This is a genomic window from Streptomyces sp. NPDC060209 (assembly GCF_042728155.1).
GTDB lineage: Bacteria > Actinomycetota > Actinomycetes > Streptomycetales > Streptomycetaceae > Streptomyces.
Genome location: NZ_JBHWZS010000056.1, coordinates 1 through 26,778 on the forward strand (window position 1 = coordinate 1; position 26,778 = coordinate 26,778).

Sequence of the window (26,778 nt, forward strand, 5' to 3'; positions counted from 1 at the left end):
GCCCCTTCGACGCTCAGGCGCTACGCGCCCTACGCTTCCTTCGTCAGGTTCGGGCCGCCGCCCGCTGCCTGCTCGATCGGCGGGACGTCGGGCAGTGCCGACTTCTCCTCGCCACGGAACGAGAACTTCTTCTCGTCCCCTTCGCCCTCGGTGCCCACGACCACGATGTGACCGGGACGCAGCTCACCGAAGAGGATCTTCTCGGAGAGGATGTCCTCGATCTCGCGCTGGATCGTCCGGCGCAGCGGCCGGGCGCCCATCACGGGGTCGTAGCCCTTCTTCGCCAGGAGCGACTTGGCCTCGGCACTGAGCTCGATGCCCATGTCGCGGTCCTTGAGGCGCTCATCCACCTTGTCGACCATGAGGTCGACGATCTGGATGATGTCTTCCTCGGTGAGCTGGTGGAAGACGACCGTGTCATCGACACGGTTGAGGAACTCGGGCCGGAAGTGCTGCTTGAGCTCTTCGTTGACCTTGTTCTTCATCCGCTCGTAGTTCGTCTTCACATCACCCTGGGCGGCGAAGCCCAGGTTGAAGCCCTTCGAGATGTCCCGGGTCCCGAGGTTGGTCGTCATGATGATGACCGTGTTCTTGAAGTCCACGACCCGGCCCTGGGAGTCGGTCAGGCGACCGTCTTCCAGAATCTGGAGCAGGGAATTGAAGATATCGGGGTGGGCCTTCTCGACCTCGTCGAAGAGGACGACGGAGAACGGCTTGCGGCGCACCTTCTCGGTGAGCTGGCCGCCCTCTTCGTAACCCACGTAACCGGGGGGAGAGCCGAAGAGGCGGGAAACGGTGTGCTTCTCGCTGAACTCCGACATGTCGAGGGCGATCAGCGCGTCCTCGTCACCGAAGAGGAATTCGGCGAGCGTCTTGGAGAGCTCCGTCTTACCGACACCGGACGGGCCGGCGAAGATGAACGAGCCACCGGGGCGCTTCGGGTCCTTCAGACCGGCTCGCGTACGGCGGATCGCCTGCGAGAGGGCCTTGATGGCGTCCTTCTGGCCGATGACGCGCTTGTGGAGCTCGTCCTCCATCCGCAGCAGACGCGAGGACTCCTCCTCGGTCAGCTTGAAGACCGGGATGCCGGTGGCGGTGGCCAGGACTTCGGCGATGAGCTCGCCGTCGACCTCGGCGACGACGTCCATGTCGCCGGCCTTCCACTCCTTCTCCCGCTTGGTCTTCGCCGCCAGCAGCTGCTTCTCCTTGTCGCGGAGCGAAGCTGCCTTCTCGAAGTCCTGGGAGTCGATCGCCGACTCCTTGTCGCGGCGGACGCCCGCGATCTTCTCGTCGAACTCGCGGAGGTCCGGCGGCGCGGTCATCCGGCGGATGCGCATCCGGGAGCCGGCCTCGTCGATCAGGTCGATCGCCTTGTCCGGCAGGAAGCGGTCCGAGATGTAGCGGTCGGCCAGGGTGGCGGCCTGGACCAGCGCCTCGTCCGTGATGGAGACCCTGTGGTGGGCCTCGTAACGGTCGCGCAGACCCTTGAGGATCTCGATGGTGTGCGGCAGCGACGGCTCCGCGACCTGGATGGGCTGGAAGCGGCGCTCGAGCGCGGCGTCCTTCTCCAGGTGCTTGCGGTACTCGTCGAGCGTCGTGGCACCGATGGTCTGGAGCTCGCCTCGCGCCAGCATGGGCTTGAGGATGCTCGCGGCGTCGATCGCGCCCTCGGCGGCGCCCGCACCCACCAGGGTGTGGAGCTCGTCGATGAACAGGATGATGTCGCCGCGGGTGCGGATCTCCTTGAGGACCTTCTTCAGGCGCTCCTCGAAGTCACCTCGGTAGCGGGAACCCGCGACCAGGGCGCCGAGGTCCAGGGTGTAGAGGTGCTTGTCCTTGAGGGTCTCGGGCACCTCGCCCTTGACGATGGCCTGCGCCAGGCCCTCGACGACCGCCGTCTTGCCGACGCCGGGCTCGCCGATGAGGACCGGGTTGTTCTTCGTACGGCGGGACAGCACCTGCATGACCCGCTCGATCTCCTTCTCGCGCCCGATGACCGGGTCGAGCTTGGACTCACGAGCGGCCTGGGTGAGATTCCGGCCGAACTGGTCGAGCACCAGGGACGTGGAGGGCGTGCCCTCCGCGGGGCCGCCGGCGGTGGCCGCCTCCTTGCCTCCCGAATACCCGGAGAGCAGCTGGATGACCTGCTGCCGCACCCGGTTCAGGTCGGCGCCCAGCTTCACGAGGACCTGGGCGGCGACGCCCTCGCCCTCGCGGATCAGGCCGAGCAGGATGTGCTCGGTGCCGATGTAGTTGTGGCCGAGCTGAAGGGCCTCACGGAGCGACAGCTCCAGGACCTTCTTGGCCCGGGGAGTGAAGGGGATGTGCCCGGACGGGGCCTGCTGGCCCTGACCGATGATCTCCTCCACCTGCTGGCGGACCGCCTCGAGCGAAATCCCGAGGCTCTCCAGGGCCTTAGCGGCGACACCCTCACCCTCGTGGATCAGGCCCAGGAGGATGTGCTCGGTGCCGATGTAGTTGTGGTTGAGCATCCGGGCTTCTTCCTGAGCCAGGACGACAACCCGCCGCGCGCGGTCGGTGAACCTCTCGAACATCGTTAATCGCTCCTCAGAGCGGTCAGGCAGTAAGGGGTCGGTCCCCTCCCTGTCCTTCCGCAGCTTAGTCCCGCAAGCGGGGACCGCTCATTTCAACTGCCGACACCCGTCGATGGCCTCCTGCCCCGAACGCCGACAACTGCTCCAACCCGATGGTGCGAGACGATGTTCCCGCAGGCCAGGCAGATAGCCCTTTCGCCAGTACGCCGATGGCGAACGTGAGACGCTTTTGCCCGCGTGTCGCCCCTTCCCACTAGGGATGTCTTACCCGCACTCACTGACAGTCCATGCGGCGCACCCCCGTTTCCTCCGCTACGGGCGAACAACTTCCTGCTGCCGGATGCTTCCGCACGCCCCCTCGGCGGACACGGAGAGCAGTCGATCATGAACGGCGCGTAACTCCGGGGCGGGTTCAACGGTTCATCGGACATGGCTTCCCTTGTCCCGCCTCCCCGCTCGTCGCCGGAATCCGACGACTGCGCGCAGTGGTACGCCCGTGAACTCGACTGGGCCACGGCAGGCACGTCACCGGTGCGGCTGCTGACGGGGCTGCGCTTCGACGTGCTGGAGCTGCCCGCCGCGGCAGGTCACGCGGCACTGCGCCGGGTCGGACGGACAGGTCCGGTGGCGCTGGCGGGGCAGCGGATGCGGCTGCTGGTGGCCGCGGGCAGCGCCGACGAGCTGCCCGGTCTGCTCGACTGGCTGGAATGGGGCGGAATCGCTCTCGACCTGTCCGCCGTCGGTGTGGGCGGACACATCACTGCCCCGGTGCCACCGGGCCGGGCGACGGGCTCGCCGGGGGCCGCGTTCTGGCTGCGGCCCCCCGGACCGCGCCAGGAGGCGGAACGATCGCTTCCGGTCCTCGGCCGCCTCGGGAGCAGCGGTGGGGATGCTCCCGATCTCGTACGACTCGTGGACGCGGCGGCGACGGAATGCCACCGGGCCACGCTCGCGCATGCCCGGACACACCTGTGGACCCATCGGCCGACAGGTCAGCCGTTGGCCTTCTCGTAAGCCTCACGGATCTCGGCGGGAACGCGGCCGCGGTCATTCACGTTGTGGCCGTTCTCGCGCGCCCACCTACGGATCTCGGCCGTGTCCTTGTTGCCACCGGTTACGGCGCGGCCCTTGCCACGGCCGGTCGCGGCGCGGCCGCCGGTGCGACGTCCACTCTTGGTGTAAGGCTCAAGAAGACCACGGAGCTTGTCCGCGTTGGTCGTGGTGAGGTCGATCTCGTACGTCTTGCCATCCAGAGCGAACGTCACGGTCTCGTCCGCCTCGCCACCGTCGAGGTCATCAACAAGAAGGACCTGAACCTTCTGTGCCACCGGATTTCCTTTCATCGAAAATGCAGTACGCGGAAAGGAAACCGCTTTTCCCGGGAAAACACAAACCCCTGGTAGAGGTTCAGGAGCGCAAGAACACGGGAAACATGCGCGATTCGGACATAGGGTTCCGGCATCTTCCGCCGTTCACAGGTGCAGCAGCATCCGACTGTTGCCCAAGGTGTTCGGCTTCACTCGTTCGAGACCCAGGAACTCGGCGACACCCTCGTCATAGGAACGCAGCAGCTCGCTGTAGACATCTCCGTCGACCGGCGTCTCTCCGATCTCGGTGAAGCCGTGCGCGGCGAAGAAGTCGACTTCGAAGGTGAGACAGAAAACCCGGCGGACACCGAGCCAGCGCGCGGTCTGCAAGAGCTTGTCCAGGACCTGGTGTCCGACTCCGGCGCCCTTGATGCTGTGGTCGACGGCGAGAGTACGCACTTCGGCGAGGTCTTCCCACATCACGTGGAGTGCGCCGCAGCCGATGACACGGGCGTCCTCGTCGCGTTCGGCGACCCAGAACTCCTGGATGTCCTCGTAAAGCGTCACCGTCGCTTTGTCGAGCAGGATGCCTTCGGAGACGTAGCCGTCCAGGAGTCCGCGGACGGACGCCACATCGCTCGTCCTGGCGCGGCGGACGGTGATGGCCGGCCTATTTACCGACGGGCCGGTATGAAGATCTGTGCGAGATCCGGTTTCCGGCCCGCTATGAGCTCCGGTTTGCGACTCGGTACGGTGCTCGGTTTGCGACTGCTCTGAGGACATCCCCCGACGCTATCGCCCACTCTCCGGCGGCGCTTCATCGGCTGCGGTCCCGTCATCGGGCCCGCTCCCGGCCGGTTCGGGGAAGGTGGGCGCCACGACACGCATCGCATCCCGGAGAGCCTCACGCTGCTCCGCGGACATCATGCCGAAGAAGGCGACCAGTGCGGCCGCCGGGTTGTCGCTCTGCGACCAGGCTTCGTTCATCAGTGCGGCCGCGTATGCGGCGCGGGTGGAGACCGCCGTATATCGATATGCCCGGCCATCCACTTCCCGGCGTACCCAGCCCTTCTGATGGAGATTGTCCATAACCGTCATGACGGTCGTGTACGCGATGGACCGTTCCTGTTGAAGGTCCTCGAGAACTTCCCGCACGGTGACCGGGCGGTTCCATTGCCAGACCCGTGTCATCACGGTGTCTTCCAGCTCTCCCAATTGGCGAGGCACAGCATCACCTTAGTGCTATATGTCTGGAATGGGATAATTCTGGGATGGCAAAAGGGCGCACGGCTCCGGAGGAGTCGTGCGCCCTTCGTGCTCGGTCCGGGTCAGACGCCCTCGGGCCGCGGAGCCTGCTTGGCCAGTTCTGCACGGGCGAGGGCCGCGTCCACCGCGGCGTCCTCCTTGGCCTTGTTCGGGCCGCCCTGGCTCTTGATGATCGTCCTGACGAGGCCGATGAAGAAGACAGCCATCACCACGGGGGGAACGAGCGCGGATACGTAGTCCATGCCGTCCAGGGTAGCGAGCCCGGCATTCCGGCCACTCCCGGGCCCCTGTGGCGCGTCGCCCTGTCAGGACACGGCGCGCTCCTCCGGCGGGGGCGTCGGCGCGGGCCGGCGGCGGGGCGGGAAGACCTCGGACGGCTTGGGCATCGGGCGCTCACCAGGAGCTGCCGGACGGGCGGGCGCAGGGGGCCCCGACGGGGTCCGGGGCCGCTCGGGCTCCTTGGCCGCCGCCAGGCCGCCGGGGAGAGCCAGCAGCCTGCTGCGCGGCGCGGGCGCGGTGGCGGGCACCGCGCGACCGGCGAGGCGCGCCCGCACCGAGCGCTCGGCAAGTACCTGGCAGCGCTCGAGCAGAGCCGCGGCGACCGGCCCGGCGCGCAGGGCGCGCAGGGCCGCGAGGTCGTCGGGGCGGGGGTCGTAGCCTGCCGCGAGGGCGTCCTGGAGAAGCTCCAGATAGCCGCTGAGCGATCCGGGGAGGGCGTCGCGGTAGCGGGCGAGATCGGCGAGGAGGAAGGCGCGCAGCCGGCCCCCCTCGCTCACCACCTCGTCCACCGCGCCCGCGAGTCGCAGGCAGTCCTGGACATCCTCTTCCGGCAGGGGCGTGGGGTGGAGGGCGTTGGCGAGAGCACGTCGGAGCACCCGGAGCTCGTCCGCGCTGAACGCCATGCCGCCGCGTGATCCGTAGGGCGTGGGCATGACGCGACAATACGTGCTAAATGGACAAAATCCGCTTAACTAACCGCTCGGCGGCGCGCCGTCGGGCGCCGCGCCGCCAGGTCGTTCCCGCAGGTGGTCGCGGGCGCGCCCTACATCCGGGCGATGTTGCGCTCGTAGACGAGGCGCAGCCCGATGAGCGTCAGCCAGGGCTCGTGCTCGTCGATGACGGAGGACTCACCCAACACCATCGGAGCAAGGCCGCCGGTCGCGATGACGGTGACCTCGTCGGGGTCGGCCGCCAGCTCCTTCTTCATGCGCTCGACCACGCCGTCGATCTGACCGGCGAAGCCGTACACGATGCCGGACTGCATGGCCTCGACGGTGTTCTTGCCGATCACGCTGCGGGGCCGCGCCAGCTCGATCTTGCGGAGCTGTGCGCCCTTCACCCCGAGGGCCTCCACGGAGATCTCGATGCCCGGGGCGATCACCCCGCCCGTGTACTCCCCGCGCGCGGAGACCGCGTCGAAGGTCGTGGCCGTGCCGAGGTCGACGACGATGGCCGGGCCGCCGTAGAGCTCGACGGCGGCGACCGCGTTGATGATGCGGTCCGCGCCGACCTCCTTCGGGTTGTCGGTGAGGACGGGCACGCCGGTCTTGACGCCCGGCTCCACGAGGACCGCCGGAACGTCGCCGTAGTAGCGGCGGGTGACCTCACGGAGCTCGTGGAGTACGGCGGGGACGGTCGAGCAGATCGCGATGCCCTCGATGCCGTCGCCGAGCTCGACACCGAGCAGCGGGTGCATGCCCATCAGGCCCTGGAGCAGGACGGCGAGCTCGTCGGCGGTGCGGCGGGCGTCCGTGGAGATCCGCCAGTGCTCGACGATCTCCTCGCCGTCGAACAGGCCGAGGACGGTGTGCGAGTTTCCGACGTCGATCGTGAGCAGCATCAGGCGTCGGCCCCGTCGGTCTGCGCCGCCTCACGGAAGTCCAGGCCGATGTCGAGGATCGGCGAGGAGTGCGTGAGCGCGCCGACGGCCAGGTAGTCGACGCCCGCCTCCGCGTAGGCGCGGGCGGAGCCGAGGGTGAGCCGGCCCGAGGACTCCAGCACCGCACGGCCGCCGACGAGGGCGACCGCCTCGGCGGTCGCGGACGGGGTGAAGTTGTCCAGCAGGATCAGGTCGGCTCCCGCGTCGAGCACCTCGCGGACCTGCTCCAGGGTGTCGACCTCGACCTCGATCGCGAGCTCCGGGAACGCCTTCCTGACCCGCGTGAAGGCCTCGGCGACGCCGCCGGCCGCGATCACGTGGTTGTCCTTGACCAGGGCGGCGTCCACCAGGGACATGCGGTGGTTGACCCCTCCGCCGCAGCGCACCGCGTACTTCTCCAGCGCGCGCAGCCCCGGAGTGGTCTTGCGGGTGTCACGGACCTTGGCCTTCGTGCCTTCGAGCACGTCCGCCCATGCGCGGGTCGCGGTCGCGATCCCGGACAGCCTGCAGAGCAGGTTGAGCGCGCTGCGCTCGCCGGTGAGCAGATCGCGGGTGCGCGTGGTGACGGTGAGCAGCTTCTGGCCGGCCGCGACGCGGTCGCCGTCCTCGACGTGGCGCTCGACCTCGAACTCGTCGGTACAGACGATGGACAGGACGGCCTCGGCGACGCGCAGACCCGCGACGACGCCCGCCTCACGCGCGGTGAAGTCGCCGGTGGCGACGGAGTCCTCCGGGACGGTCGCCACGGTGGTGACGTCCTCGCCTCCGTCGAGGTCCTCCTCGATCGCGACGTGGGCGATGTCCTCGACCTGGACCGGGTCCAGTCCGGCCTCGGCCAGGAGCTGGGCCAGGACGGGATCGAGGCCGCACTCCAGGCCGTCGGGGTCGTAGCCGTCACCGCAGCCGCAGCCGTCGCCGCAGCCGCCCCTGGGCTCGGCGGGTGCGCCGATGTGGATCAGCGGGACGTCCACAGGGGTGGGGCGCGGATTCTCTTCGGGCGTGCTCACGGTTACGGCTCCTCGGGGGCGTCGGCGGGGTGGTTCGGGAGGCCTGCAGGCAGTGCGGAGTCTGCCGGGTCTCCAGGACGTACGGGCGGGAACGCGGAAGTGTCCGTCGTGCGGACGACGGGCCGCAGGTCCTGGTCGACCCGGACGACCAGGTGACGGCGCCAGGCGTCGTCGTCGCGCTCGGGACGGTCCTCGCGCCAGTGGCAGCCGCGGGTCTCCTCGCGCTCCCGTGCGGCGGCGACCAGGACCTGCGAGACGAGGAGGAGGTTCGTGGCCTCCCACGCCTCCACCCCGGGTACGGCGTCCTTGGGGCCGTCCGCCTCGGCGGCGGCCGCGGCACGCCGGAGCGCCTCCAGCCCCTCGGCCGCGGTGCCGAGGCTGCCGGCGGAGCGGATGACCCCGGCGCCCCTGGTCATGATCCGCTGGATCGCGGTCCGGGACTCCGCGGTGAGCAGCGCGACGGTGCGGGCTCCGGCGGGGTCAGCCACAAGGGTGCGCCGGGAGGCGGCCCCCGACTCCGTCCGGGGCCCGTCCACGATGTCGGCCGCGATGCGTTCGGCGAAGACGAGTCCCTCCAGGAGGGAGTTGGACGCCAGCCGGTTCGCGCCGTGCACGCCCGTGCAGGCGACCTCGCCGCAGGCGTACAGACCGGGCACCGTCGTACGGCCCCGCAGGTCGGTGCGCACGCCGCCCGACGCGTAGTGGGCGGCCGGGGCGACGGGGATCGGCTCCGTCACGGGGTCGATGCCGTGGGCGCGGCAGGCGGCCAGGATGGTCGGGAAGCGCTGCTCCCACATCGCGGCGCCGAAGTGGCGGGCGTCGAGATACATGTGCTCGGTGCCCTGGATGTGCATCTGACGGGTGATGGCCTTGGCGACGATGTCGCGGGGCGCCAGCTCGGCCAGCTCGTGCTGCCCGAGCATGAAGCGGGTGCCGGAGGCGTCCACGAGATGGGCGCCCTCACCCCGGACCGCTTCGGACACCAGCGGCTGCTGGCCCTCGGAGTCGGCGCCGAGAAACAGGACGGTCGGGTGGAACTGGACGAATTCGAGGTCGGAGACCTCGGCTCCCGCCCGCAGCGCGAGCGCCACCCCGTCGCCCGTGGAGACCGGCGGGTTGGTGGTGGCGGAGAAGACCTGGCCCATGCCGCCGGTGGCGAGCACCACGGCCGGGGCGTGGACGGCGCCGACACCGTCGTGCTGGCCCTCGCCCATGACGTGCAGGGTGACGCCCTCGGTACGGCCTTCGGCGTCGTAAAGCAGGTCCAGGACCAGGGCGTTCTCGATGATGCGCAGGGCGGCCGAGCGGACCGCCTCGACGAGGGCGCGGGAGATCTCGGCGCCTGTCGCGTCGCCGCCGGCATGCGCGATGCGGCGGCGGTGGTGGCCGCCCTCACGGGTCAGGGCGATCGCACCCGTGTCGGTGGTGTCGAAGTGCGCGCCGGTGTCGATCAGCCGGCGTACGGCGTCGGGACCCTCGGTGACCAGATCGCGCACCGCCGTCTCGTCGCACAGGCCGGCGCCGGCGACCAGGGTGTCGTCCAGATGCTGCTCGGGGGTGTCGCCCTCGCCGAGCGCGGCGGCGATACCGCCCTGGGCCCAGCGGGTGGAGCCGTCGTCGAGGCGGGCCTTGGTGACGACGACGGTCGTGAGGCCCGCCGCGGCGCAGCGCAGGGCGGTGGTGAGACCGGCCACGCCGGAGCCGACCACGACGACGTCGGCGTCGATGGCCCAGCCGGGGGCGGGGGCGGTCAGCCGTATTCCGGTCACGTGAGCGCTCCGAGGGTCAGCGGGATGTTGTCGATCAGGCGGGTGGCTCCCACCCTTGCCGCGACGGCGAGTACTGCCTCACCGCTGACACGGTCGTCGGGGAGCTCGGTGAAGTCCGCCGGGTCCACGAGCGCCACGTAGTCCAGGACGAGGGGCACGTCCTCCTCGGCCGCCTCGTCCAGAACGGCCTGTGCGGCTGCCAGCACCGCGGCGGGCGCGACCGTCGGCCGGGCAAGCGCCACGGCCTGCGTGTCGGCGGCCGCACGGGCCTCTCCGAGGCGGGTGAGGGCGGCGGCCCGTCCCTCGCGCTCCGGGATCGTCCGGGCGCGGGCGTGCAGCGTCTGCTGGGCGACCAGCCGGTCGCGGGCGGCGAACAGGGCCCTGGGCAGGGCCAGCGCGGTCCTGCGCTCCTCGGCGGAGAGGAAGCGGTTGCGGCTGGAGAGCGCGAGACCGTCCGGGTCGCGGACGGTCGGCACCGCGACGATGTCGATGCCGAAGTTGAGGTCGCGCACCATGCGGCGGACCAGGGCCAGCTGCTGGGCGTCCTTCTGCCCGAAGAACGCCGCGTCCGGCCGGGTGAGGTGCAGGAGCTTGGCGACGACGGTGAGCATGCCGTCGAAGTGCCCGGGACGGGCGGCGCCTTCCAGCCGCTCGCCCATGGGGCCCGCGGTGATCCTGACCTGGGGCTCGCCGCCGGGATAGACCTCCTCGACGGAGGGGGCGAAGACCGCGTCGGCGCCGGCCTCCGAGGCGACGGCGAGGTCGGCCTCCAGGGTTCGGGGGTAGCGGTCGAGGTCCGCGGCCTCGCCGAACTGGAGCGGGTTGACGAAGACGGTGACCACGACCTGGCCGTCGGGACCCGCGGCGGTCCGAGCCGCACGGATCAGGGTCGCGTGGCCGTCGTGGAGCGCGCCCATCGTCATCACGACGGCACGGCGTGACCCGGGGGCCCGGCCGAGGGCGTCCAGCTCCGCGGCGGAGCGCAGCAGGGTGGCAGGTGCGGTGTTCATCGCTTCTCCCCCGGTCCGGATTCGTCCGGACCGTGTGTGCCGTTCGTTCCGTTCACGGCGTTGCTGTCCGACAGGACGCCGAGGAGGTCCTCCGCGAACTCCGGCTTGAGCAGGCCGTGGTCCAGCGCCCGGTCGGCCGTGGCGCGCGCCATGGCGAGATATCCGGCCACCGTCTGCGGGGCGTGCGCACGCAGCTCGCGGATGTGCGCGGACACCGTCCCGGCGTCGCCCCGGGCGACGGGTCCGGTGAGCGCCGCGTCACCGGAGCGCAGGGCGTTGTCGAGCGCGGCCCCGAGCAGGGGGCCGAGCATCCGGTCGGGCGCGCCCACGCCGGCCTGCCGGAGCAGGTCCATCGACTGCGCGACAAGGGTGACCAGGTGGTTCGCGCCGAGGGCGAGCGCCGCGTGGTAGAGCGGCCGGGACTCCTCGGCGATCCACTCGGGCTCGCCCCCCATCTCGATGACGAGCGCCTCGGCGGCGAGCCTGAGCTCCTCGGGGGCGGTGACCCCGAAGGAGCAGCCCGCCAGCCGCTGGACGTCGACGGAGCTGCCGGTGAAGGTCATCGCCGGATGCAGGGCGAGCGGGAGGGCGCCGGCCCGCAGCGCGGGGTCGAGCACCTTCGTCCCGTACCGCCCGGAGGTGTGGACGAGCAGCTGGCCCGGCCGCACGGCGCCGGTCTCGGCGAGGCCTTCGACCAGGCCGGGCAGCGCGTCGTCGGGAACGGTCAGCAGCACGAGCTCGGCCCGTGCGAGGACCTCGGCGGGGGTCACCAGAGGGACGTCGGGGAGCAGAGCGGCCGCCCGGCGCACGGATGTGTCGGAGACGCCCGACACCGCGACCGGGCGGTGCCCGGCGAGCTGCAGCGATGCGGCGAGGGCGGGGCCGACCCGTCCCGCGCCGACGACGCCGACGGTGAGGCGGGCAGGGCGGTCCCTCGCGTCGAGGGATTCCTTGGAAACTGATGCGTTCACGCGGCGACGGCCTTCCGTTCCAGTCCGCGGGGGGTACCGGACGATTCCTCTGCATGCTACGCCAGCGTTTCGTCACACCCCCCAGCCGTCCACAGCCTGTGGATAACTTCTCGCGACGGGAGAACCCGGGGTGGGCGGCGTCAGCGGTCCGGGTCATGATCGTCCCATGGGAGACACCGATGAGCAGAAGCAGCGGCATCGCAGGCTGACCGCTTGGCAGCGGTCCGGGAAGGTGCTGGCGCGGATGTCCGCGGACCACACACTGGCCGAGCGGCTGGCGTCGCTGGCCGCCGACGCCGGCACGGTCCACGACCTGGGCGAGTGGACGGATGTGTACGGCGACGGGGTCGTCGCCGAGGTCGAGCGGCGCACGGCGGACCTGCTGGGCATGGAGGCCGCCGCGTTCTTCCCCACCGGGACCATGGCCCAGCAGGTCGCCCTGCGGTGCTGGGCGGGACGTACGGGTGATGCGGCCGTGGCGCTGCATCCGCTCTCCCACCCGGAGGTCCACGAACGCGGCGCGCTCACCTCGGTGAGCGGACTGCGCACGGTGCATCCGACGACCGCGCCCCGGCAGGCCACGGCGGACGAGATCCGGGACTTCCCCGAGCCGTTCGGCACGCTGATGCTGGAGCTGCCGCTGCGGGACGCCGGCTTCGTCCTGCCCTCCTGGGAGGAGCTGGAGGCCGTCGTGGCCGCCGCGCGGGAGCGGGACGCGGTGGTGCATCTGGACGGGGCGCGCCTCTGGGAGTGCACGCCGCACTTCGGGCGCGGCCTGCCGGAGATCGCGGCGCTCGCCGACAGTGTGTACGTGTCGTTCTACAAGTCCCTGGACGGGCTGTCCGGAGCGGTGCTCGCCGGCCCCGAGTCGCTGATCGAGGAGGCGAGGACCTGGCGCCACCGGTACGGCGGTCAGTTCTTCCAGCAGTACCCGGCGGCCCTCTCCGCCCTGCTCGGCCTGGAGCGGGAGCTGCCGAGGCTGCCGTCGTACGTGGCGCACGCGAAGGTGGTCGCCGGGGCTCTGGCGGAAGGCTTCGCCGGGTCGGCGGTGCCGTGGTCCCGGGTACACCCCGAGCCGCCGCACACGCACCAGTTCAAGGTCTGGCTGCCGTACGCCGCGGACGTGCTGGACGAGGCGTCGGTACGGCAGGCCGAGGAGACGGGCGTGACCCTCTTCCGCCGCTGGTTCGCCGCTCCGACGGGACCGCCCGGGCTCTCGTTCACCGAGGTCACGGTGGCGGCGCCGGGGCTGGAGTGGACGGCCGGCGACGTCAGGGAAGCGGTGGCGGATTTCGTGGACCGGCTGGCGTAGTCGTTCCGGACGTAGCAGGCGTTTCGAGAAACGGGCGGCCGTCCGGTCAGGCGCGACCGCTTCAGGAGAGGGGCGGCCGGTGCGCGGCCGCCCAGGCGCGGATACGCCTGCGGATCCCGCGCAGGACGTCCCAGTCGTGGGGGCCGGGCAGCGGTGGCGGGACCTCACCGTGCTGCGCGGCGCGATAGCTGTCGAGCATGTGCTGCTGAACGATGTCCATGAATCCAGCCTGACCCCGGTCCGGCGGGTCCGCCCGTGGATTGACGACCGCAGTCAAGTGGCATCGGACCCCGCCCCGCACCCCGCACCATGGAGGGGTGAGCGTGCATATCGACATCGCGGGACTGCCTCCCGAGCGCATAGTTTTCGAGATCTCTCCCCTCGCCGAGCTGGGGCTCGCCCTTCACGCGCTCTCCGAGCCCGGGCACCACCCCGGCCTGCACGGCTGGGCGACGGCGACCTCCGCCGCCTTGGAGCCGGACCTCGCGGACCGGCTGCACGAGGCGGAGTTCCTGTGGCGGAACACCTTCTCCGACATCTTCATGCCGTTCGCCGGTGTCCGCGGCGGGGACGGCAGGACCGGCTCGACCCTGGCCGAGGACCTGGACATCCTGGACAAGCTCGACGACGAGCGGTTCGTCTCGGCCGCCCTCGAATTCACCTGCACGAGCCTGTACGGAACCGGGGCGCCCTCGCCGCTCGCCGACGCCGCGATGCGGACCCGCGCGCTCGACATGGCGTCGGCCAGGGGACCGAAGCAGCTGGATTTCACCCGGCAGCTGCTGGCCGACCCCGGCTCCGTACGCGGCTGGGTCCGGCGCCTCTTCGAGGACTGCGACCAGGCCTTCTTCGCCGACACCTGGCGGCGGGCCCAGGTCCAGCTGGCCGCCGACGCCCGGCACAAGACCGAGGTGCTGCGGCGCAAGGGCGTCGGCGCGGCTCTGGAAGCGGTCTCCGCGGCTCTGTCGCTGGACGAGGAAACCGGCAGGATCAGTGCCGACAAGCTGACCACGGGCCGGACCGAGGCCACCGGATCGGCCGCGGGCGCCGGTCTCACCCTCATCCCGACCAGCTTCGGCTGGCCGCATCTGATGGTGCTGCACGCCCCCGGCTGGCGTCCGGTGATCCACTACCCGGTGCACCGCCCCGAGCTGCCCTCCCCCGCCTCCGTCGAGCTGCTCCAGCTCCGGATGGAGGCGCTGGCCCACCCCATGCGGATGCGGATCTGCCGCAACCTGGCCCGTTCCCCGTACACCACCGGTGAGCTCGCCGACTCGCACGGCATCACGCCCCCCGAGGTCTCCCGCCACCTGGCGGTGCTCAAGAAGGCCGGCCTGGTCACCACCCGCCGGCGCGGCCGGTACGTCCTGCACTCACTGGACCTGACGGTCGTGGCGCGCCTGGGCAGCGACTTCCTGGAGGGCGTACTGCGGTAGGCCCGGGCGGCGTACCGCGATGAGCGGCCGGCTCAGTCGAAGCGGATGTGCCTGACGCCCGTCCAGGCGCGCCGGCCACGATGCCGCGGCGGACCGTCCGTGTCCGGCACGAGGCGGGGTCCGGCCGGCTCCCCGATCCGGTCGGGCCACCTGAGGGACGGTCAGCCGTTCGGTACGGATGTGCTCGGCGAACTCCGGGGCCGCAGCCGCTCCAGGCAGTGGTCCAGCTGCCCCACGGCGAAGCCCTCGCGCTTCAGCCCGCGTCCGAGGCCGCGTTCGCCCAGCCGCCGCAGCACGGTCCCGCGCTCGGCGAGCAACGCGAAGCGGTGCACCGTCAGCCCGCCCCGCCGCCCGCCCGGACCAGGCCCGTCTCGTACGCGAGGACGACCACCTGGACCCGGTCGCGCAGGCCCAGTTTGGTGAGGATGCGGCCCACGTGGGTCTTCACGGTCGCTTCGGACAGCACCAGACGGCCCGCGATCTCGCCGTTCGACAGCCCCTGGGCGACCAGCAGCATCACCTCGCGCTCGCGCCCGGTCAGCTTCTCGACATGCTTGTGCTGCGGCTCATTCCTGCCGCTCGGCAGCATCGGAGAGAACCGGTCGAGCAGCCTGCGGGTCGTGGACGGCGCCACGACGGCGTCCCCGCTGTGCACCGAGCGGATGGCGGAGAGCAGTTCGCCGGGCGGCACGTCCTTGAGCATGAAACCGCTGGCGCCCGCCTTGAGGCCGGAGAACGCGTACTCGTCCAGGTCGAAGGTGGTCAGGATCAGCACCTTGGGCGGATCGGTCCGCGCACGGATGCGCCGGGTCGCCTCGACGCCGTCCAGCCGCGGCATGCGGACATCCATCAGCACCACGTCGACGGCCGTGGACCGCAGGACCTCGACCGCCTCCGCCCCGTCGCCCGCCTCCGCGACGACCTCCATGTCCGGCTGGGCGGCGAGCACCATCCGGAAGCCGGTGCGCAGCAGCGCCTGGTCGTCGACGAGCATCACGCGGATCGCCATGAGTCTCCTGCTCCTTCTGTCACTGGTCGGCCGGCTTGAGCGGAAGCAGGGCGCTGATCCGGAAACCGCCACCCTGGCGCGGGCCCGCGTCGAGCGTGCCGCCGACCATGCCGACCCGCTCACGCATGCCGATCATTCCCTGCCCCGCGCCGTCGGCCCCGCCGTCCTCGTAGAGCTCGTGCGGGGCGCCGCGGCCGTCGTCCTCGACCAGCAGGCCCAGCCCGTCGTCGAAGTAGACCAGCCGCACGCTCGCCCCGGCGTCCGGGCCGCCGTGCTTACGGGTGTTGGTGAGCGCCTCCTGCACGATGCGGTACGCGGTCAGCTCGACCCCGCTCGGCAGCGGACGCGGGGTGCCCTCGATCTTGAAGTCCACCGCGAGGCCGGTCTCCCTGACCTTGCCGACGAGTTCCTCGATCTGCTCCACATCGGGCTGGGGGACGTACTCCCCGCTCTCCTTGGAATCACCGGTCCTGAGCACTCCGAGCAGCCGCCGCATCTCGGCGAGCGCCTGGCGACCGGTACCGGAGATGGTCTCCAGCGCCTGCCGGGCCTGGTCGGGGGACGAGTCCATGACATACGCGGCGCCGTCGGCCTGGACCACCATCACCGAGACGTTGTGCGCGACGACGTCGTGCAGTTCGCGGGCGATACGGGCCCGTTCGGCGGCCACGGCCACCTTCGACTGCGCCTCACGCTCCCGCTCCAGCCGGGCGGCCCGCTCCTCCAGCTGGCTGAAGTAGGCCCGCCGGGTGCGTATGGAATCGCCGAGCACCCAGGCCAGGACGAAGGGCACGGTCATGATGACGACATAGCCGAGCGTCTGCGCCCAGCCGCCCGAAGGAGCGTCATCGGGCCAGCGCAGGCGCGAGATCCCCGCCGCGACCAGGCTGCATCCGAGGGCGAGCCGGGACGCCCAGCGCTCCCCCACCGTGGCCACGGTGTACGTGATCACCAGCATGGCGAAGTCCGCCGCGTCGGGCCGCACCCCGAGCAGCAGCTGGGCGAGCCCCATCAGGATCGCGAGCAGCAGCATCTTCTCCGGCGCGCGGCGGCGCAGCGCGACCACGACGGCCAGACCGACGGCGATCGGCACCGCGGCGACGCGCTCCAGGCCGCCGCCGGCCTGGCCGGCCACGATGGACACGCCGGAGAACCCGAGGAGGAGGACAGCCCAGAGGATGTCGACGCCCGTCGGGTGTCTGCGGATGAAATCGTAGAAGCGCTGCACGTTACCCAGCGTAGGGACAGCTGATCGGTGCCCGGGTCAGCCGAAGGGCCGATCCGGGTCCTGGGACCGTACTCCCCAAGGTGGAGACTTGCCTACGTGACGTATGACTGGTGCCGCTGGCGGGAAGCCGCCGAGACCGCTTTGTACGGGGAAGAGGGGTTCTACCGGCGCCCGGAGGGCCCCGCCGGCCATTTCCGCACCTCGGTGCACGCCTCCCCCCTGTTCGCCACCGCCGTCGCCCGGCTGCTGGCCGGCACGGCGCGGGAGCTGGGGACGGACTCGGTCGGCCTGGTGGATGTGGGAGCGGGCCGCGGCGAACTGCTCACCGGTGTGCTGGCGGCGCTGCGGGACGGGACCCTGGCCCCCGGCCTCACCGTACGGGCGTACGCCGTGGAACTGGCCCCGCGCCCGCCGGGCCTGGACCCGGCCGTCGAGTGGTGCGCCGAACTCCCGCAAGGTGTGCGCGGGCTGCTGTTCGCCAACGAATGGCTGGACAACGTCCCGACGGATATCGCCGAGGCCGACGCGGACGGGGTGCCCCGATACGTCCTCGTGCGCGAGGCCGACGGCGCCGAGCGGCTCGGCGACCCGGTGACCGGGGCGGACGCCCGGTGGCTGAGCCGCTGGTGGCCGCTGTCCCGGCCCGGCGAACGCGCGGAGATCGGCCGGCCCCGCGACGAGGCGTGGGCCCGGGCCGTCGCGTCGCTGGCCGGCGGGACCGCCGTGGCGGTGGACTACGCGCATGTGCGGGCGTCGAGGCCGCCGTTCGGGACGCTCACCGGATTCCGGGGAGGCCGTGAGGTGCCGCCGGTGCCCGACGGCAGCTGCGACCTGACCTCGCACGTGGCGCTGGACGCCTGCGCGACGGCGGCGGACGGCGTGGCCGAACTCCTGGACCAGCGGACGGCGCTGCGGGAACTCGGGATCAGCGGGGAACGCCCCCCGCTGTCACAGGCATCGGCCGATCCCGTCGGCTACGTCCGGGCACTCGCGTCGGCCGGGGAGGCGGCGGAGCTCACGGCGCGGGGCGGGCTGGGCGACTTCGGCTGGCTGCGGCATCGGGTCCCGGATCGTGAAGGGGGATACTGTCCCGCATGACGGAGACGACGATCGGCATCGGCGGCGCGGCGGAGAGCACCGACATGGTGCTGAACATCGGTCCGCAGCACCCCTCCACCCACGGTGTGCTCCGGTTGCGGCTCGTCCTGGACGGCGAGCGGATCCAGCAGGCCGAGCCCGTCATCGGCTATATGCACCGAGGGGCCGAGAAGCTCTTCGAGGCCAGGGACTACCGGCAGATCATCATGCTCGCCAACCGCCACGACTGGCTGTCGGCGTTCTCCAACGAGCTCGGGGTCGTCATGGCCGTCGAGCGGATGCTCGGCATGGAGGTCCCCGAGCGCGCCGTCTGGACGAGGACGCTGCTGGCGGAGCTCAACCGGGTCCTCAACCATCTGATGTTCCTGGGCTCCTACCCCCTCGAACTCGGCGGGATCACCCCGATGTTCCACGCCTTCCGGGAGCGCGAGGAGCTCCAGGCCGCGATGGAGGAGGTCTCCGGCGGCCGGATGCACTACATGTTCAACCGGGTCGGCGGCCTCAAGGAGGACCTGCCCGCGGGCTGGCTGGGCCGGGCCAGGGACGCCGTGGCGTCCGTGCGTTCACGGATGGACGTGTACGACCGGCTGGTGCTCGGCAACGAGATCTTCCGGGGCCGCACCCGCGGTGTGGGCGTGCTGTCCGCCGAGGCCGTACACGCCTACGGGGTGTCCGGGCCGATCGCCAGGGCCTCCGGCGTCGACTTCGACCTGCGGCGCGACGAGCCGTATCTCGCGTACGGGGAGCTGCAGGACACGCTCCGGGTCGTCACCCGGACCGAGGGCGACTGCCTGGCCCGGTTCGAGTGCCTCCTGGAGCAGACGCACAACGCGCTGGACCTCGCCGACGCGTGCCTGGACCGGATGGCCGACCTGCCGCCCGGGCCCATCAACCAGCGGCTGCCCAAGGTGCTCAAGGCGCCGGAGGGCCAGACCTACGCGTGGACCGAGAATCCGCTGGGCATCAACGGCTACTACCTGGTGTCCACGGGCGAGAAGACCCCGTACCGGCTGAAGCTGCGCTCCGCCTCGTTCAACAACATCCAGGCACTCACCGAGCTGCTGCCGGGCACGCTCGTGGCCGACATGGTGGCGATCCTGGGCTCACTCTTCTTCGTCGTCGGCGACATCGACAAGTAGTCCGGCCACCGGGCGGCGGACCCCGCACCGGCGAGGCCGGCGGCTACGAGGAGACCGCGCTGCGCAGCTCGACAACGTCCAGCTGCTCGGTGTCGTCGTGCGCCGTGAGGTCGATGACCTTGCCGACGGCACGGTTCTCGGCCGCGCCCGTACGGTGCGCCGCCAGTGCCTCCTCGCCCACCACGTCCGCGAGGTCCTCGTTCTGCACGGACTCGATCGCGGCGTTCGCCTTCTGCGTGCCGAAGAAGTCGAAGCTTCCCTGCGGGACGAGGTGACGGCGCGCGGCGGCGTACGGAACGACGGCGGATGCCGCCGGTACGGCGCGGGGCGGGCGTACGGGGGCGGGCGACAGCTTCGGTGCGGGCAGGGCGGCCTGGGGACGGCGGTGCTGGAGGTCACCCGCTCCGGCGACCGCCGCGTGCTTCCCCTTCGGGCCGTCGCCCTCCGAGTCCCGTTCCGCGGACCGCTCGGCGATGTCGCGCTGCCGGGCCAGCTCGGCGGTGCGGCGCGCCTCCTGGAGGGCGGCGTTGCGGGTCAGGTCCTGCAAGGCCTGGGCGGCACGCAGATACGTGCCCGGCGTGGGCGTGGACCGCGCGGGCAGGAGCTCGCGCGGCGCGGACGCCTCGATGGCGAGCTGCCTGCGGCCCTCGAGCGCGCTGGCCCGCTCCGTCTCGGCGTTGGCGTACCGGCGCAGCAGCGCGGCGTGTTCGCCCCGCAGCCCGGCGAGCTCCACGCGCTTGCGGCGCAGCTTGGTCTCCAGCCGGGTGCGCAGTTCCCGTGATTCCTCGATGTCCGCCTCGAGCTCGGCTATGCGCTCCTCGGTCTTCCACTCGTCGCTGGCCCGGGCACGGGTCAGCTCCGCGACACGCAGCCCCGCGGCCCGGTCCCAGCTGCGCATCAGACAGGCACCGATGACGGCGGAAGCCGCCGTCACGGCCACCAGGACGCGCAGAGCCAGGGGTTCCGCGAGGAGCCAGGCTCCGGCGGCACAGACGGCCGGCACTCCGGCCACCACGGCGGGAGGCAGGATTCTGTGGAGGGGCGGCGAATGGCGGTGGCGTCCTCGTGGCATGGCCCGAAATTTACCGTGCGTACGAGTCACTTGGGAGACCGCCCGGCAATCTGTTCCCCGCCGGTTACCTAGCGGCCTCTCAAGTGCCCCTCACGTACGCCTTTTTACTTCTTGATCAGCCCCTTCGACCGGAGATAGTCCCCGGCCGCATCGGCGGGCTTGGCGCGCTCCGCGTCGACCTTGCGGTTCAGTTCCGCGAGGTCCTCCGTGGTGAGTACGCCGGTGAGCTTCCCGAGCGCCTCGGCGATCTCCGGCGCGCCCGCATCCTTGGCATTGAGAACCGGAAGGACGTTGTCCGCGTTCTGCAGCTTCTTGTCGTCCTCCAGGAACACCAGCCCGTAGGAGTCGAGCACCGCGTCCGTGGTGGTCGTGAGGACCAGCTGGTCCTTGCCGTCCTTGACCGCCTGCTTCGCCTGCGGGGTGCCGACACCCTTGGGGTCGATCCCGGTGACGTCGATGCCGTACGTCTTCTTCAGTCCGGGCGCGCAGAACGGGCGCACCTCGCACTCGTCGCCCGCAGCGATCTTCACCTTGATCTTCGAGCTGCCGAGATCGGAAAGCGTCTCGAGGCTGTTCTTCTCGGCGAATTCCTTCGACACCGCGAAGGCGTTCTGGTCGACCGCCTCGCCCGCCGGAAGGACCTTCAGTCCGAGCGGGCCGGCGAGCTTCTCCAGAGCGGCGACGGTGGCCGTCACGTCACCCGAGGCGACCGGCTTCTTCTCCGCCTCCTTCGCTCCGTTGACCTTGGCGTTGAGAAATTCCGCGAGGGTCGCCGCGTATTCCGGGACGACGTCGATCTCGCCCTTCTCCAGCGAAGGCTCGTACAGTTCGCGGTTCTTCACCGTGGTGATCGAGGTGTCGTATCCGGCGTCGCCCAGGACCTGGGCGTACAGCTCGGCGAGCACCTTGGACTCGGTGAAGCCGGCGGCGCCCACGACGAGCGAGCCCTTCTTGGAGTCGGCGCCGGCACCCGTGTCCGAACCGCCCTTCTCCTTCTCCAGGCTGTCGCCGCCGCAGGCGGCGAGCGACCCTGCCAGCACGACCGCTCCGATGACCGCACCCGCTATGCGCGAGGTCCTGCTCATGTTGTTCTCCGTCCGCGAAAAAAATGGTGTGCAAAGTCCGAAAAGTCCGCGCGCTCAAACGGTCCGGCGGCGCAGGGGCGACAGCAGCCGGTCCAGCGCCACGAGAACGCCCTCCACCACCAGAGCCAGGAGGGCGACCAGCACGGCGCCCGCGAAGACCTGTGCGGTGTCGTAGGTGTTGAATCCGGCGGTGATGATCCGCCCCAGGCCGCCGAGACCGACCATCGCCGCGATCGAGGCGGTGGCGATCACCTGGACGGCGGCCGACCGGAGACCGGTCATGATCATCGGGTAGGCGAGCGGGAGCTCGACCCGTACGAAGAGCTGCGCGCCGGACATGCCCATGCCGCGCGCGGCCTCCAGCACCGACCGGTCCACCTCCGTCATCCCGACGTAGGCGTTGGTCAGCAGCGGGGGCACGGCGAACAGCACCAGCGCGATGACCGTGGGCAGATAGCCGGAGTTCCGCAGGGGCGTCATCATGAAGAGGGCCAGCACCGCGAACACCGGGACCGCCCGGCCCACGTTGGAGATGTTGACGGCCAGCCCGCCCCCCTTGCCCACGTGCCCGAGATACAGCGCGACGGGCAGGGCGATGACGCAGGCCGCCGCGAGGGCGACGCCGCTGACGTACAGGTGCTCGGCCAGCCGGTGCGCCGCCCCGCCCTCCCCCGACCAGTTGGCGCCGGTGGTGAGCCAGGCCCAGGCCTCCCCTATGACTCCCATGGTCAGCCGGCCTCCGTCTTGGCGATGCCCGGCCCGTCGGACACCCCTGCGGGCGTCCGTATCCGGGTCCAGGGCGTGAGCAGGCGTTGCACGCCGAGCAACAGCAGGTCCGCGGCCACCGCGAGCAGCACGCAGAGCACGGACGCGGTGAGCACCTGGGCCTTGAAGAAGCTCGGCAGGGCGTCCTCGATGAGATTTCCGAGGCCGCCCTTGCCGACGAGGGAGCCGACCGTGGTCAGCGCGACCGTCGACACCGTGGCGATCCGCAGTCCGGCCATCAGCGCGGGCAGCGCGAGGGGGAGTTCGACCTCCCAGAGGAGCCGGACCGGCCCGTAGCCCATGCCCTTCGCGGCTTCCCTGGCCTCCTGCGGGACCGCTTCGAGGCCCGCCAGGATGTTGCGTACGAGAATGGTCAGTGAATAGAGCACCAGGCCGGTGACGACGAGCGCCGCGGACAGCCCGAAGAGCGGCAGCAGCAGCGAGAACATCGCGAGTGACGGCACGGTGTAGAGCACGGTGGTCAGACCCAGCACCGGACCCGCGAAATGCCGGCCCCGGCGCGCGAGCAGCGCGAGCGGAAATGCCACCGCGAGCCCTATCAGCACGGAAACCACCGTGATCCAGATGTGCTGGACGGTCGCCTCGGTCAACTCATGGCTGCGGGAGCGCAGATACTCTCCGCAGATCCAGTCGTTCGCCACCAGGCAGTTCTGCTCGGCCATCCGCCCCCACCTCCTGTTTGCCCTCGCGATGCCGCCCCGGGTCCGGTCCTGGGTGACCCTATCCCCGACCACCGACAATCGCCGAGGCTGTCGTATTCCGGCAACATGGCCTTCACAGAACCCGCGTCACAATGGGGAATCATGATCCGTTTCGAGCACGTCACCAAGCGGTACGCGGACGGCACCACCGCCGTCGACGACCTTTCCTTCGAGGTCGCCGAGGGTGAACTGGTCACGCTCGTCGGACCTTCCGGCTGCGGCAAGACGACCACCATGAAAATGGTGAACCGTCTGATCGAACCGACCGACGGCCGGATATTTCTCGATGGGGACGACATATCGACCATCGATCCCGTCCGGCTCCGCCGGCGTATCGGCTATGTGATCCAGCAGGTCGGGCTCTTCCCGCACAAAACGGTCCTGGAGAACACCGCCACCGTTCCCCATCTCCTCGGCTGGGGGCGGGAAAAGGGCAGGAAGCGCGCGGCAGAACTGCTCGATCTCGTCGGACTGGATCCGTCCGTTTATGGCGGCCGCTATCCCGAGCAGCTTTCCGGCGGTCAGCGCCAACGCGTCGGCGTGGCAAGGGCCCTGGCCGCGGACCCGCCGGTCCTGCTGATGGACGAGCCTTTCGGCGCGGTCGATCCGGTCGTACGGGAAAGGCTGCAGAACGAATTCCTGAAACTGCAGGCACAGGTCCGCAAGACCGTGCTGTTCGTCACCCATGACATCGAGGAGGCCGTCCGGCTCGGCGACCGGATCGCCGTGTACGGGAACGGCCGCATCGAGCAGTTCGACACCCCGGCCACGGTGCTCGGGGCTCCGGCGACGCCGTACGTCGCCGACTTCGTCGGGGCGGACCGAGGACTGAAGCGGCTCTCGGTCACGCCGATCGAGGAGAGCGACCTGGACCAGCCGCCGGTCGTCCATCTCGACGATCCACTGGCGAAGGCGACCGAACGGCTCCGGGCCGACGGCGCGCGCTGGGCGGTCGTCCTGGACGGCCAGGACAATCTGCACGGCTGGATCCCGGCGGACGACGGGGCGACCGCCAGGGGCACGGTCCGTGAGCACGCCCGGCGCATGGAGGCCTGGCTCCCGCTCGGCGCGCCGCTCAAGCAGGCCTTCGCCACGATGCTGCAGCACGACGCGGGCTGGATCGCCGTCATCGACAAGGAGGGCGCCGGCCGTTTCCTGGGCGTACTCACTCCTGCCCGCCTCCACGAGGCCCTGCGCCGCTCGATCGACGCGGACGCACAGGACGTGCCCCGGGCCGAGGTCGCCGTGGAGACCGTGGCGGGCGTCGGCTCCCGATGAGCGGGCCGCCCCTCGGCGGCGGGCGCGTACGGCCCCGTGGAGGCCTTCACACGCACCCCTCCGCTACCGAGGAGGACGCGTGGCCCGCGCGGGTCCTTTCCCCCGCCGCCCGGGCGCGCGAGCCGTCGGCGCCGTCCGTCCGGCTGAACGGGCGCGGATGGATCCCGGGTGACGGGATCACGGCGGCGGGCTCCCGCCGGAGGGCCTCCCGGGCGTGGTGCCGGGCCCGGCCAGTGACGGATCCGGTGGTGATCACCGCGCCGGCGCGGCCCGACCTCCCCCTTCCCGGGCCTAGGCTGGTCGCATGAGTACGTTGCGAGGACGGGGCACGGTTCGGGGTCTGCCGGAGTGGGACCGCTGCGCGGTCATGGGAGTCGTCAATGTGACGCCCGACTCCTTCTCCGACGGAGGCCACTGGTTCGACACCACGGCAGCGATCAAGCACGGCCTCGAACTGGTGGCCGAAGGTGCGGATCTGATCGATGTCGGCGGCGAGTCGACCCGCCCGGGCGCGAGCAGGGTGGACGAGGCCGAGGAACTGCGGCGCGTGATCCCGGTCGTGCGAGGGCTGGCCTCCGAGGGCGTCACCGTCTCCGTGGACACCATGCGGGCCGTCGTCGCCGAACAGTCCGTCGCCGCCGGTGCGGCCCTGGTCAACGACGTGAGCGGCGGCCTCGCCGACCCGGGCATGATCCCGGTCGTCGCCGATGCCGGAGTGCCGTTCGTCGTCATGCACTGGCGCGGTTTCAGCGAATCGATGAACAGCCGCGCGGTCTACGGGGACGTCGTCGGCGACGTCGTCGCGGAGCTCCGGGAGCGCATGGAGGCCGTCGTCGAGGGCGGCGTGGACCCCGAGAAGCTGGTGATCGATCCGGGGCTCGGCTTCGCCAAGGACGCCGCCCAGGACCTCGCACTCGTCGCGCATCTCGACCGGCTGCGCGAACTGGGCAGGCCCCTGCTCGTCGCCGCCTCCCGCAAGCGGTTCCTCGGCCATGTCCTGGCGGCCGAGGGTGCGGCACCGCCGCCGGCCCGGGAGCGGGACGCCGCCACGGCCGCGATCTCCGCCCTCTCCGCCGCGGCAGGCGCCTGGGCGGTCCGGGTGCACGCGGTACGGCCGACGGCGGACGCGGTCCGGGTCGCCCGGGCCGTCGAGGGAGCCGCGTGAGCGCCGCGCGCGACGAGCACGAGGAGGCCGCCGCGGACATCGCCGCGGTGGAGCAGGCGAACACCGCCTTCTACGAGGCGATGGAACGCGGCGACTTCGACGAGCTCTCCGGCCTGTGGCTGCCCGGCGAGGACCTCACCGTCTCCTGCGTCCACCCGGGCTGGCCGGTCCTCACGGGCCGTGGCGAGGTGCTGCGGAGCTACGCGCTGATCATGGCGAACACCGAGTACATCCAGTTCTTCCTGACCGATGTCGGGGTCTCCATGACCGGCGACACAGCTCTGGTGACCTGTACCGAGAACATCCTCAGCGGTGGTCCCGCGGAGGAGGGCAACGCGCTCGGCCCACTCGTCGGCCAGCTCGTCGTCGCCACCAATGTGTTCCGGCGCACACCGGAGGGCTGGAAGCTCTGGTCCCACCACGGCTCCCCCGTACTGGCCGAAACCGGTGAGGAAGAGGACGAAGAGCCGACCGCCTGAGCGGACGGAACGCGCCCCGGGGATTGGGCTCCCCGATCACGGGGTATACGCGGCTACCAACCCCCCGCCGGGCCGGTCCGCGCCCCCGCGGGCGGGCGCTGTCGGTGCTCGCGGGTAGATTCGAAAGACGGCACCTCACCGCCCGCACGCGGCCAGGTGCCTCCAGAGACGACGAACAGCAGGAGTGATTCGCGTGGATCGTGTCGCGCTGCGCGGCCTCAAGGCCCGTGGGCACCACGGTGTCTTCCCCAAGGAACGGGAAGAGGGCCAGACCTTCATCGTGGACCTGGTGCTCGGCCTCGACACCCGCCCCGCGGCAGCCGCCGACGACCTGTCGAAGACCGTTCACTACGGCGTGGTCGCGGAAGAGGTCGTCGACGTCGTCAAAGGTGATCCGGTCGATCTGATCGAGACGCTCGCGGAACGCATCGCGCAGCAGTGCCTCAAGCACGAAGGGGTCCAGGAGGTCGAGGTCGTCGTCCACAAGCCGGACGCCCCCATCACCGTCCCCTTCGACGACGTGACCATCACCATCACCCGGAGCCGAGCATGACTGCATTTTCCACCGAGGGGCAGAGCGACCCGACCGTACAGCCGGTTCCCGCAGCCGTGGTCGAGCAGGTCGACGCCGCGGACGTCACCCTCTCCAACCCCAAACTGGCCGTGATCTCCCTCGGCTCCAACCTCGGCAACCGCCTGGAGACGCTTCAGGGCGCCATCGACGCGCTGGAGGACACCCCCGGACTTCGGGTCAAAGCGGTCTCCCCGGTCTACGAGACGGAGCCCTGGGGCGTCGACCCGGGCTCCCAGCCGTCGTATTTCAACGCGGTGATCGTCGTGAAGACGACCCTGCCCCCCTCGTCCCTGCTGGAGCGCGGCCAGGCCATCGAGGAGGCCTTCGACCGGGTCCGCGAGGAGCGCTGGGGGCCGCGCACGATCGACGTCGACATCGTGTCGTACGCCGACGTGGTCTCCGACGACCCCCTGCTGACCCTCCCGCACCCCCGCGCCCGGGAGCGCGCCTTCGTCCTCGCCCCCTGGCACGACGTGGACCCCGAGGCCCAGTTGCCCGGCGCCGGCCCGGTCGCCGAACTGCTGGCCGGTGTCGGCCGCGAGGGAGTGCTCCCCCGGCCCGACCTGGAACTCCGTCTCCCCGAGTAGTCGTTAGGCTCAAGGACGACCGCCCACGGGCGAATGACACGGGCAACGGCGACGAAGGGCGGCAC

General features: G+C 71.0%; 28 protein-coding genes and 1 pseudogene. 10 read left to right on the forward strand and 19 right to left on the reverse strand.

The genetic code is table 11. The features are described 5' to 3' along the window. Positions 1–29: 29 nt before the first annotated feature. On the reverse strand, positions 30–2,555 hold the full coding sequence (locus ACFWFI_RS13885; protein ID WP_387388996.1) for an ATP-dependent Clp protease ATP-binding subunit: 2,526 nt from the start codon (positions 2,553–2,555) through the stop codon (positions 30–32). 429 nt (positions 2,556–2,984) lie between these two features. Here ACFWFI_RS13885 and ACFWFI_RS13890 point away from each other — a divergent pair, with 429 nt between their 5' ends. After that, a complete protein-coding gene (locus ACFWFI_RS13890; protein ID WP_387388999.1) occupies positions 2,985–3,569 on the forward strand; it encodes an SCO3374 family protein in 585 nt (194 codons plus the stop codon). On the opposite strand, the gene ACFWFI_RS13895 is transcribed toward ACFWFI_RS13890, so the two are convergent. The 10 genes from ACFWFI_RS13895 to ACFWFI_RS13940 all read right to left on the reverse strand — a co-directional run bounded on the left by ACFWFI_RS13895 (position 3,548) and on the right by ACFWFI_RS13940 (position 11,764). Beyond that, positions 3,548–3,883: a histone-like nucleoid-structuring protein Lsr2 gene (locus tag ACFWFI_RS13895; protein WP_073750230.1), complete on the reverse strand. Its 336-nt coding sequence runs from the start codon at positions 3,881–3,883 to the stop codon at positions 3,548–3,550. The two genes, ACFWFI_RS13890 and ACFWFI_RS13895, sit on opposite strands and share 22 nt — an antisense overlap. Before the next feature lie 144 nt (positions 3,884–4,027). Beyond that, positions 4,028–4,525: an amino-acid N-acetyltransferase gene (locus ACFWFI_RS13900; protein WP_387389068.1), complete on the reverse strand. Its 498-nt coding sequence runs from the start codon at positions 4,523–4,525 to the stop codon at positions 4,028–4,030. Between the two features lie 129 nt (positions 4,526–4,654). Continuing rightward, positions 4,655–5,089: a BlaI/MecI/CopY family transcriptional regulator gene (locus ACFWFI_RS13905; RefSeq protein ID WP_387389001.1), complete on the reverse strand. Its 435-nt coding sequence runs from the start codon at positions 5,087–5,089 to the stop codon at positions 4,655–4,657. A 101-nt stretch (positions 5,090–5,190) separates the two neighbouring features. Beyond that, on the reverse strand, positions 5,191–5,370 hold the full coding sequence (locus ACFWFI_RS13910) for a hypothetical protein (protein WP_014155530.1): 180 nt from the start codon (positions 5,368–5,370) through the stop codon (positions 5,191–5,193). Positions 5,371–5,433: 63 nt separating this feature from the next. Continuing rightward, positions 5,434–6,030 carry a hypothetical protein gene (locus ACFWFI_RS13915; protein WP_387389070.1) on the reverse strand — a complete coding sequence of 199 codons (597 nt, stop codon included), beginning with the start codon at positions 6,028–6,030 and terminating at the stop codon, positions 5,434–5,436. 140 nt (positions 6,031–6,170) lie between these two features. Beyond that, entirely contained in the window at positions 6,171–6,968 is a 798-nt protein-coding gene (locus tag ACFWFI_RS13920; RefSeq protein ID WP_031091045.1) for a type III pantothenate kinase, read from the reverse strand. Beyond that, positions 6,968–8,014, reverse strand: coding sequence for a carboxylating nicotinate-nucleotide diphosphorylase (gene nadC / locus ACFWFI_RS13925; RefSeq protein ID WP_387389004.1), 1,047 nt, complete (start codon positions 8,012–8,014; stop codon positions 6,968–6,970). Before nadC ends, ACFWFI_RS13920 begins: the two co-directional genes overlap by 1 nt. A 2-nt stretch (positions 8,015–8,016) precedes the next feature. Next, positions 8,017–9,783 (reverse strand): L-aspartate oxidase, encoded by a 1,767-nt coding sequence (locus ACFWFI_RS13930; protein WP_387389007.1) that lies wholly within the window; start codon positions 9,781–9,783, stop codon positions 8,017–8,019. Beyond that, positions 9,780–10,793, reverse strand: a complete 1,014-nt coding sequence (gene panC, locus ACFWFI_RS13935; protein ID WP_387389010.1) for a pantoate--beta-alanine ligase — start codon at positions 10,791–10,793, stop codon at positions 9,780–9,782. Before panC ends, ACFWFI_RS13930 begins: the two co-directional genes overlap by 4 nt. Beyond that, the gene (locus tag ACFWFI_RS13940; RefSeq protein WP_387389012.1) at positions 10,790–11,764 is read right to left on the reverse strand and encodes a Rossmann-like and DUF2520 domain-containing protein; all 975 of its coding nucleotides are present in this window, start codon (positions 11,762–11,764) and stop codon (positions 10,790–10,792) included. Before ACFWFI_RS13940 ends, panC begins: the two co-directional genes overlap by 4 nt. A gap of 166 nt (positions 11,765–11,930) precedes the next feature. On the opposite strand from ACFWFI_RS13940, the gene ACFWFI_RS13945 reads away from it, so the two are divergent. Continuing rightward, positions 11,931–13,076, forward strand: a complete 1,146-nt coding sequence (locus ACFWFI_RS13945) for a threonine aldolase family protein (protein ID WP_387389015.1) — start codon at positions 11,931–11,933, stop codon at positions 13,074–13,076. A gap of 61 nt (positions 13,077–13,137) precedes the next feature. Here the strand turns inward: ACFWFI_RS13945 and ACFWFI_RS13950 are convergent, their stop codons facing one another. Then, positions 13,138–13,296, reverse strand: coding sequence for a hypothetical protein (locus ACFWFI_RS13950; RefSeq protein WP_387389018.1), 159 nt, complete (start codon positions 13,294–13,296; stop codon positions 13,138–13,140). Between the two features lie 103 nt (positions 13,297–13,399). Between ACFWFI_RS13950 and ACFWFI_RS13955 the strand changes: the two genes are divergently transcribed. Further along, positions 13,400–14,512 carry a DUF5937 family protein gene (locus ACFWFI_RS13955; RefSeq protein WP_387389073.1) on the forward strand — a complete coding sequence of 371 codons (1,113 nt, stop codon included), beginning with the start codon at positions 13,400–13,402 and terminating at the stop codon, positions 14,510–14,512. Between the two features lie 32 nt (positions 14,513–14,544). Here the strand turns inward: ACFWFI_RS13955 and ACFWFI_RS13960 are convergent. The 3 genes and pseudogenes from ACFWFI_RS13960 to ACFWFI_RS13970 form a co-directional block, all read right to left on the reverse strand. Beyond that, positions 14,545–14,862: pseudogene (locus ACFWFI_RS13960) on the reverse strand (ATP-binding protein); the annotation flags it as partial. Beyond that, positions 14,847–15,521 carry a response regulator transcription factor gene (locus ACFWFI_RS13965; protein ID WP_387389020.1) on the reverse strand — a complete coding sequence of 225 codons (675 nt, stop codon included), beginning with the start codon at positions 15,519–15,521 and terminating at the stop codon, positions 14,847–14,849. The pseudogene ACFWFI_RS13960 and the gene ACFWFI_RS13965, both read right to left, overlap by 16 nt. Before the next feature lie 19 nt (positions 15,522–15,540). Continuing rightward, positions 15,541–16,749 carry a sensor histidine kinase gene (locus ACFWFI_RS13970; protein ID WP_387389022.1) on the reverse strand — a complete coding sequence of 403 codons (1,209 nt, stop codon included), beginning with the start codon at positions 16,747–16,749 and terminating at the stop codon, positions 15,541–15,543. Between the two features lie 96 nt (positions 16,750–16,845). Here ACFWFI_RS13970 and ACFWFI_RS13975 point away from each other — a divergent pair, with 96 nt between their 5' ends. Both ACFWFI_RS13975 and ACFWFI_RS13980 read left to right on the forward strand, forming a co-directional pair. Beyond that, positions 16,846–17,847 carry an SAM-dependent methyltransferase gene (locus ACFWFI_RS13975; protein ID WP_387389023.1) on the forward strand — a complete coding sequence of 334 codons (1,002 nt, stop codon included), beginning with the start codon at positions 16,846–16,848 and terminating at the stop codon, positions 17,845–17,847. Beyond that, positions 17,844–18,986 carry an NADH-quinone oxidoreductase subunit D gene (locus ACFWFI_RS13980; protein ID WP_387389026.1) on the forward strand — a complete coding sequence of 381 codons (1,143 nt, stop codon included), beginning with the start codon at positions 17,844–17,846 and terminating at the stop codon, positions 18,984–18,986. The genes ACFWFI_RS13975 and ACFWFI_RS13980 overlap by 4 nt, the downstream gene beginning before the upstream one ends. Positions 18,987–19,029: 43 nt before the next feature. Here ACFWFI_RS13980 and ACFWFI_RS13985 read toward each other — a convergent pair whose 3' ends face one another. From ACFWFI_RS13985 to ACFWFI_RS14000, 4 genes are all read right to left on the reverse strand, one after another. Then, on the reverse strand, positions 19,030–20,058 hold the full coding sequence (locus ACFWFI_RS13985; protein ID WP_387389029.1) for a hypothetical protein: 1,029 nt from the start codon (positions 20,056–20,058) through the stop codon (positions 19,030–19,032). Between the two features lie 104 nt (positions 20,059–20,162). Continuing rightward, on the reverse strand, positions 20,163–21,143 hold the full coding sequence (locus ACFWFI_RS13990; RefSeq protein WP_387389032.1) for an ABC transporter substrate-binding protein: 981 nt from the start codon (positions 21,141–21,143) through the stop codon (positions 20,163–20,165). Between the two features lie 54 nt (positions 21,144–21,197). Further along, positions 21,198–21,869, reverse strand: a complete 672-nt coding sequence (locus tag ACFWFI_RS13995) for an ABC transporter permease (RefSeq protein ID WP_387389035.1) — start codon at positions 21,867–21,869, stop codon at positions 21,198–21,200. Between the two features lie 2 nt (positions 21,870–21,871). Continuing rightward, a complete protein-coding gene (locus tag ACFWFI_RS14000; RefSeq protein ID WP_387389037.1) occupies positions 21,872–22,591 on the reverse strand; it encodes an ABC transporter permease in 720 nt (239 codons plus the stop codon). A gap of 141 nt (positions 22,592–22,732) precedes the next feature. On the opposite strand from ACFWFI_RS14000, the gene ACFWFI_RS14005 reads away from it, so the two are divergent. From ACFWFI_RS14005 to folK, 5 genes are all read left to right on the forward strand, one after another. Further along, positions 22,733–23,908 carry an ABC transporter ATP-binding protein gene (locus ACFWFI_RS14005; protein WP_387389040.1) on the forward strand — a complete coding sequence of 392 codons (1,176 nt, stop codon included), beginning with the start codon at positions 22,733–22,735 and terminating at the stop codon, positions 23,906–23,908. A 304-nt stretch (positions 23,909–24,212) separates the two neighbouring features. Next, complete coding sequence (gene folP / locus ACFWFI_RS14010; protein WP_387389043.1) at positions 24,213–25,073, forward strand: dihydropteroate synthase; 861 nt, start codon at positions 24,213–24,215, stop codon at positions 25,071–25,073. Then, a complete protein-coding gene (locus ACFWFI_RS14015) occupies positions 25,070–25,552 on the forward strand; it encodes a nuclear transport factor 2 family protein (RefSeq protein WP_387389046.1) in 483 nt (160 codons plus the stop codon). The genes folP and ACFWFI_RS14015 overlap by 4 nt, the downstream gene beginning before the upstream one ends. A gap of 193 nt (positions 25,553–25,745) precedes the next feature. Beyond that, positions 25,746–26,105 carry a dihydroneopterin aldolase gene (gene folB / locus ACFWFI_RS14020; protein WP_387389049.1) on the forward strand — a complete coding sequence of 120 codons (360 nt, stop codon included), beginning with the start codon at positions 25,746–25,748 and terminating at the stop codon, positions 26,103–26,105. Continuing rightward, positions 26,102–26,713 (forward strand): 2-amino-4-hydroxy-6-hydroxymethyldihydropteridine diphosphokinase, encoded by a 612-nt coding sequence (folK, locus tag ACFWFI_RS14025; protein WP_387389051.1) that lies wholly within the window; start codon positions 26,102–26,104, stop codon positions 26,711–26,713. The genes folB and folK overlap by 4 nt, the downstream gene beginning before the upstream one ends. Positions 26,714–26,778: the final 65 nt, after the last annotated feature.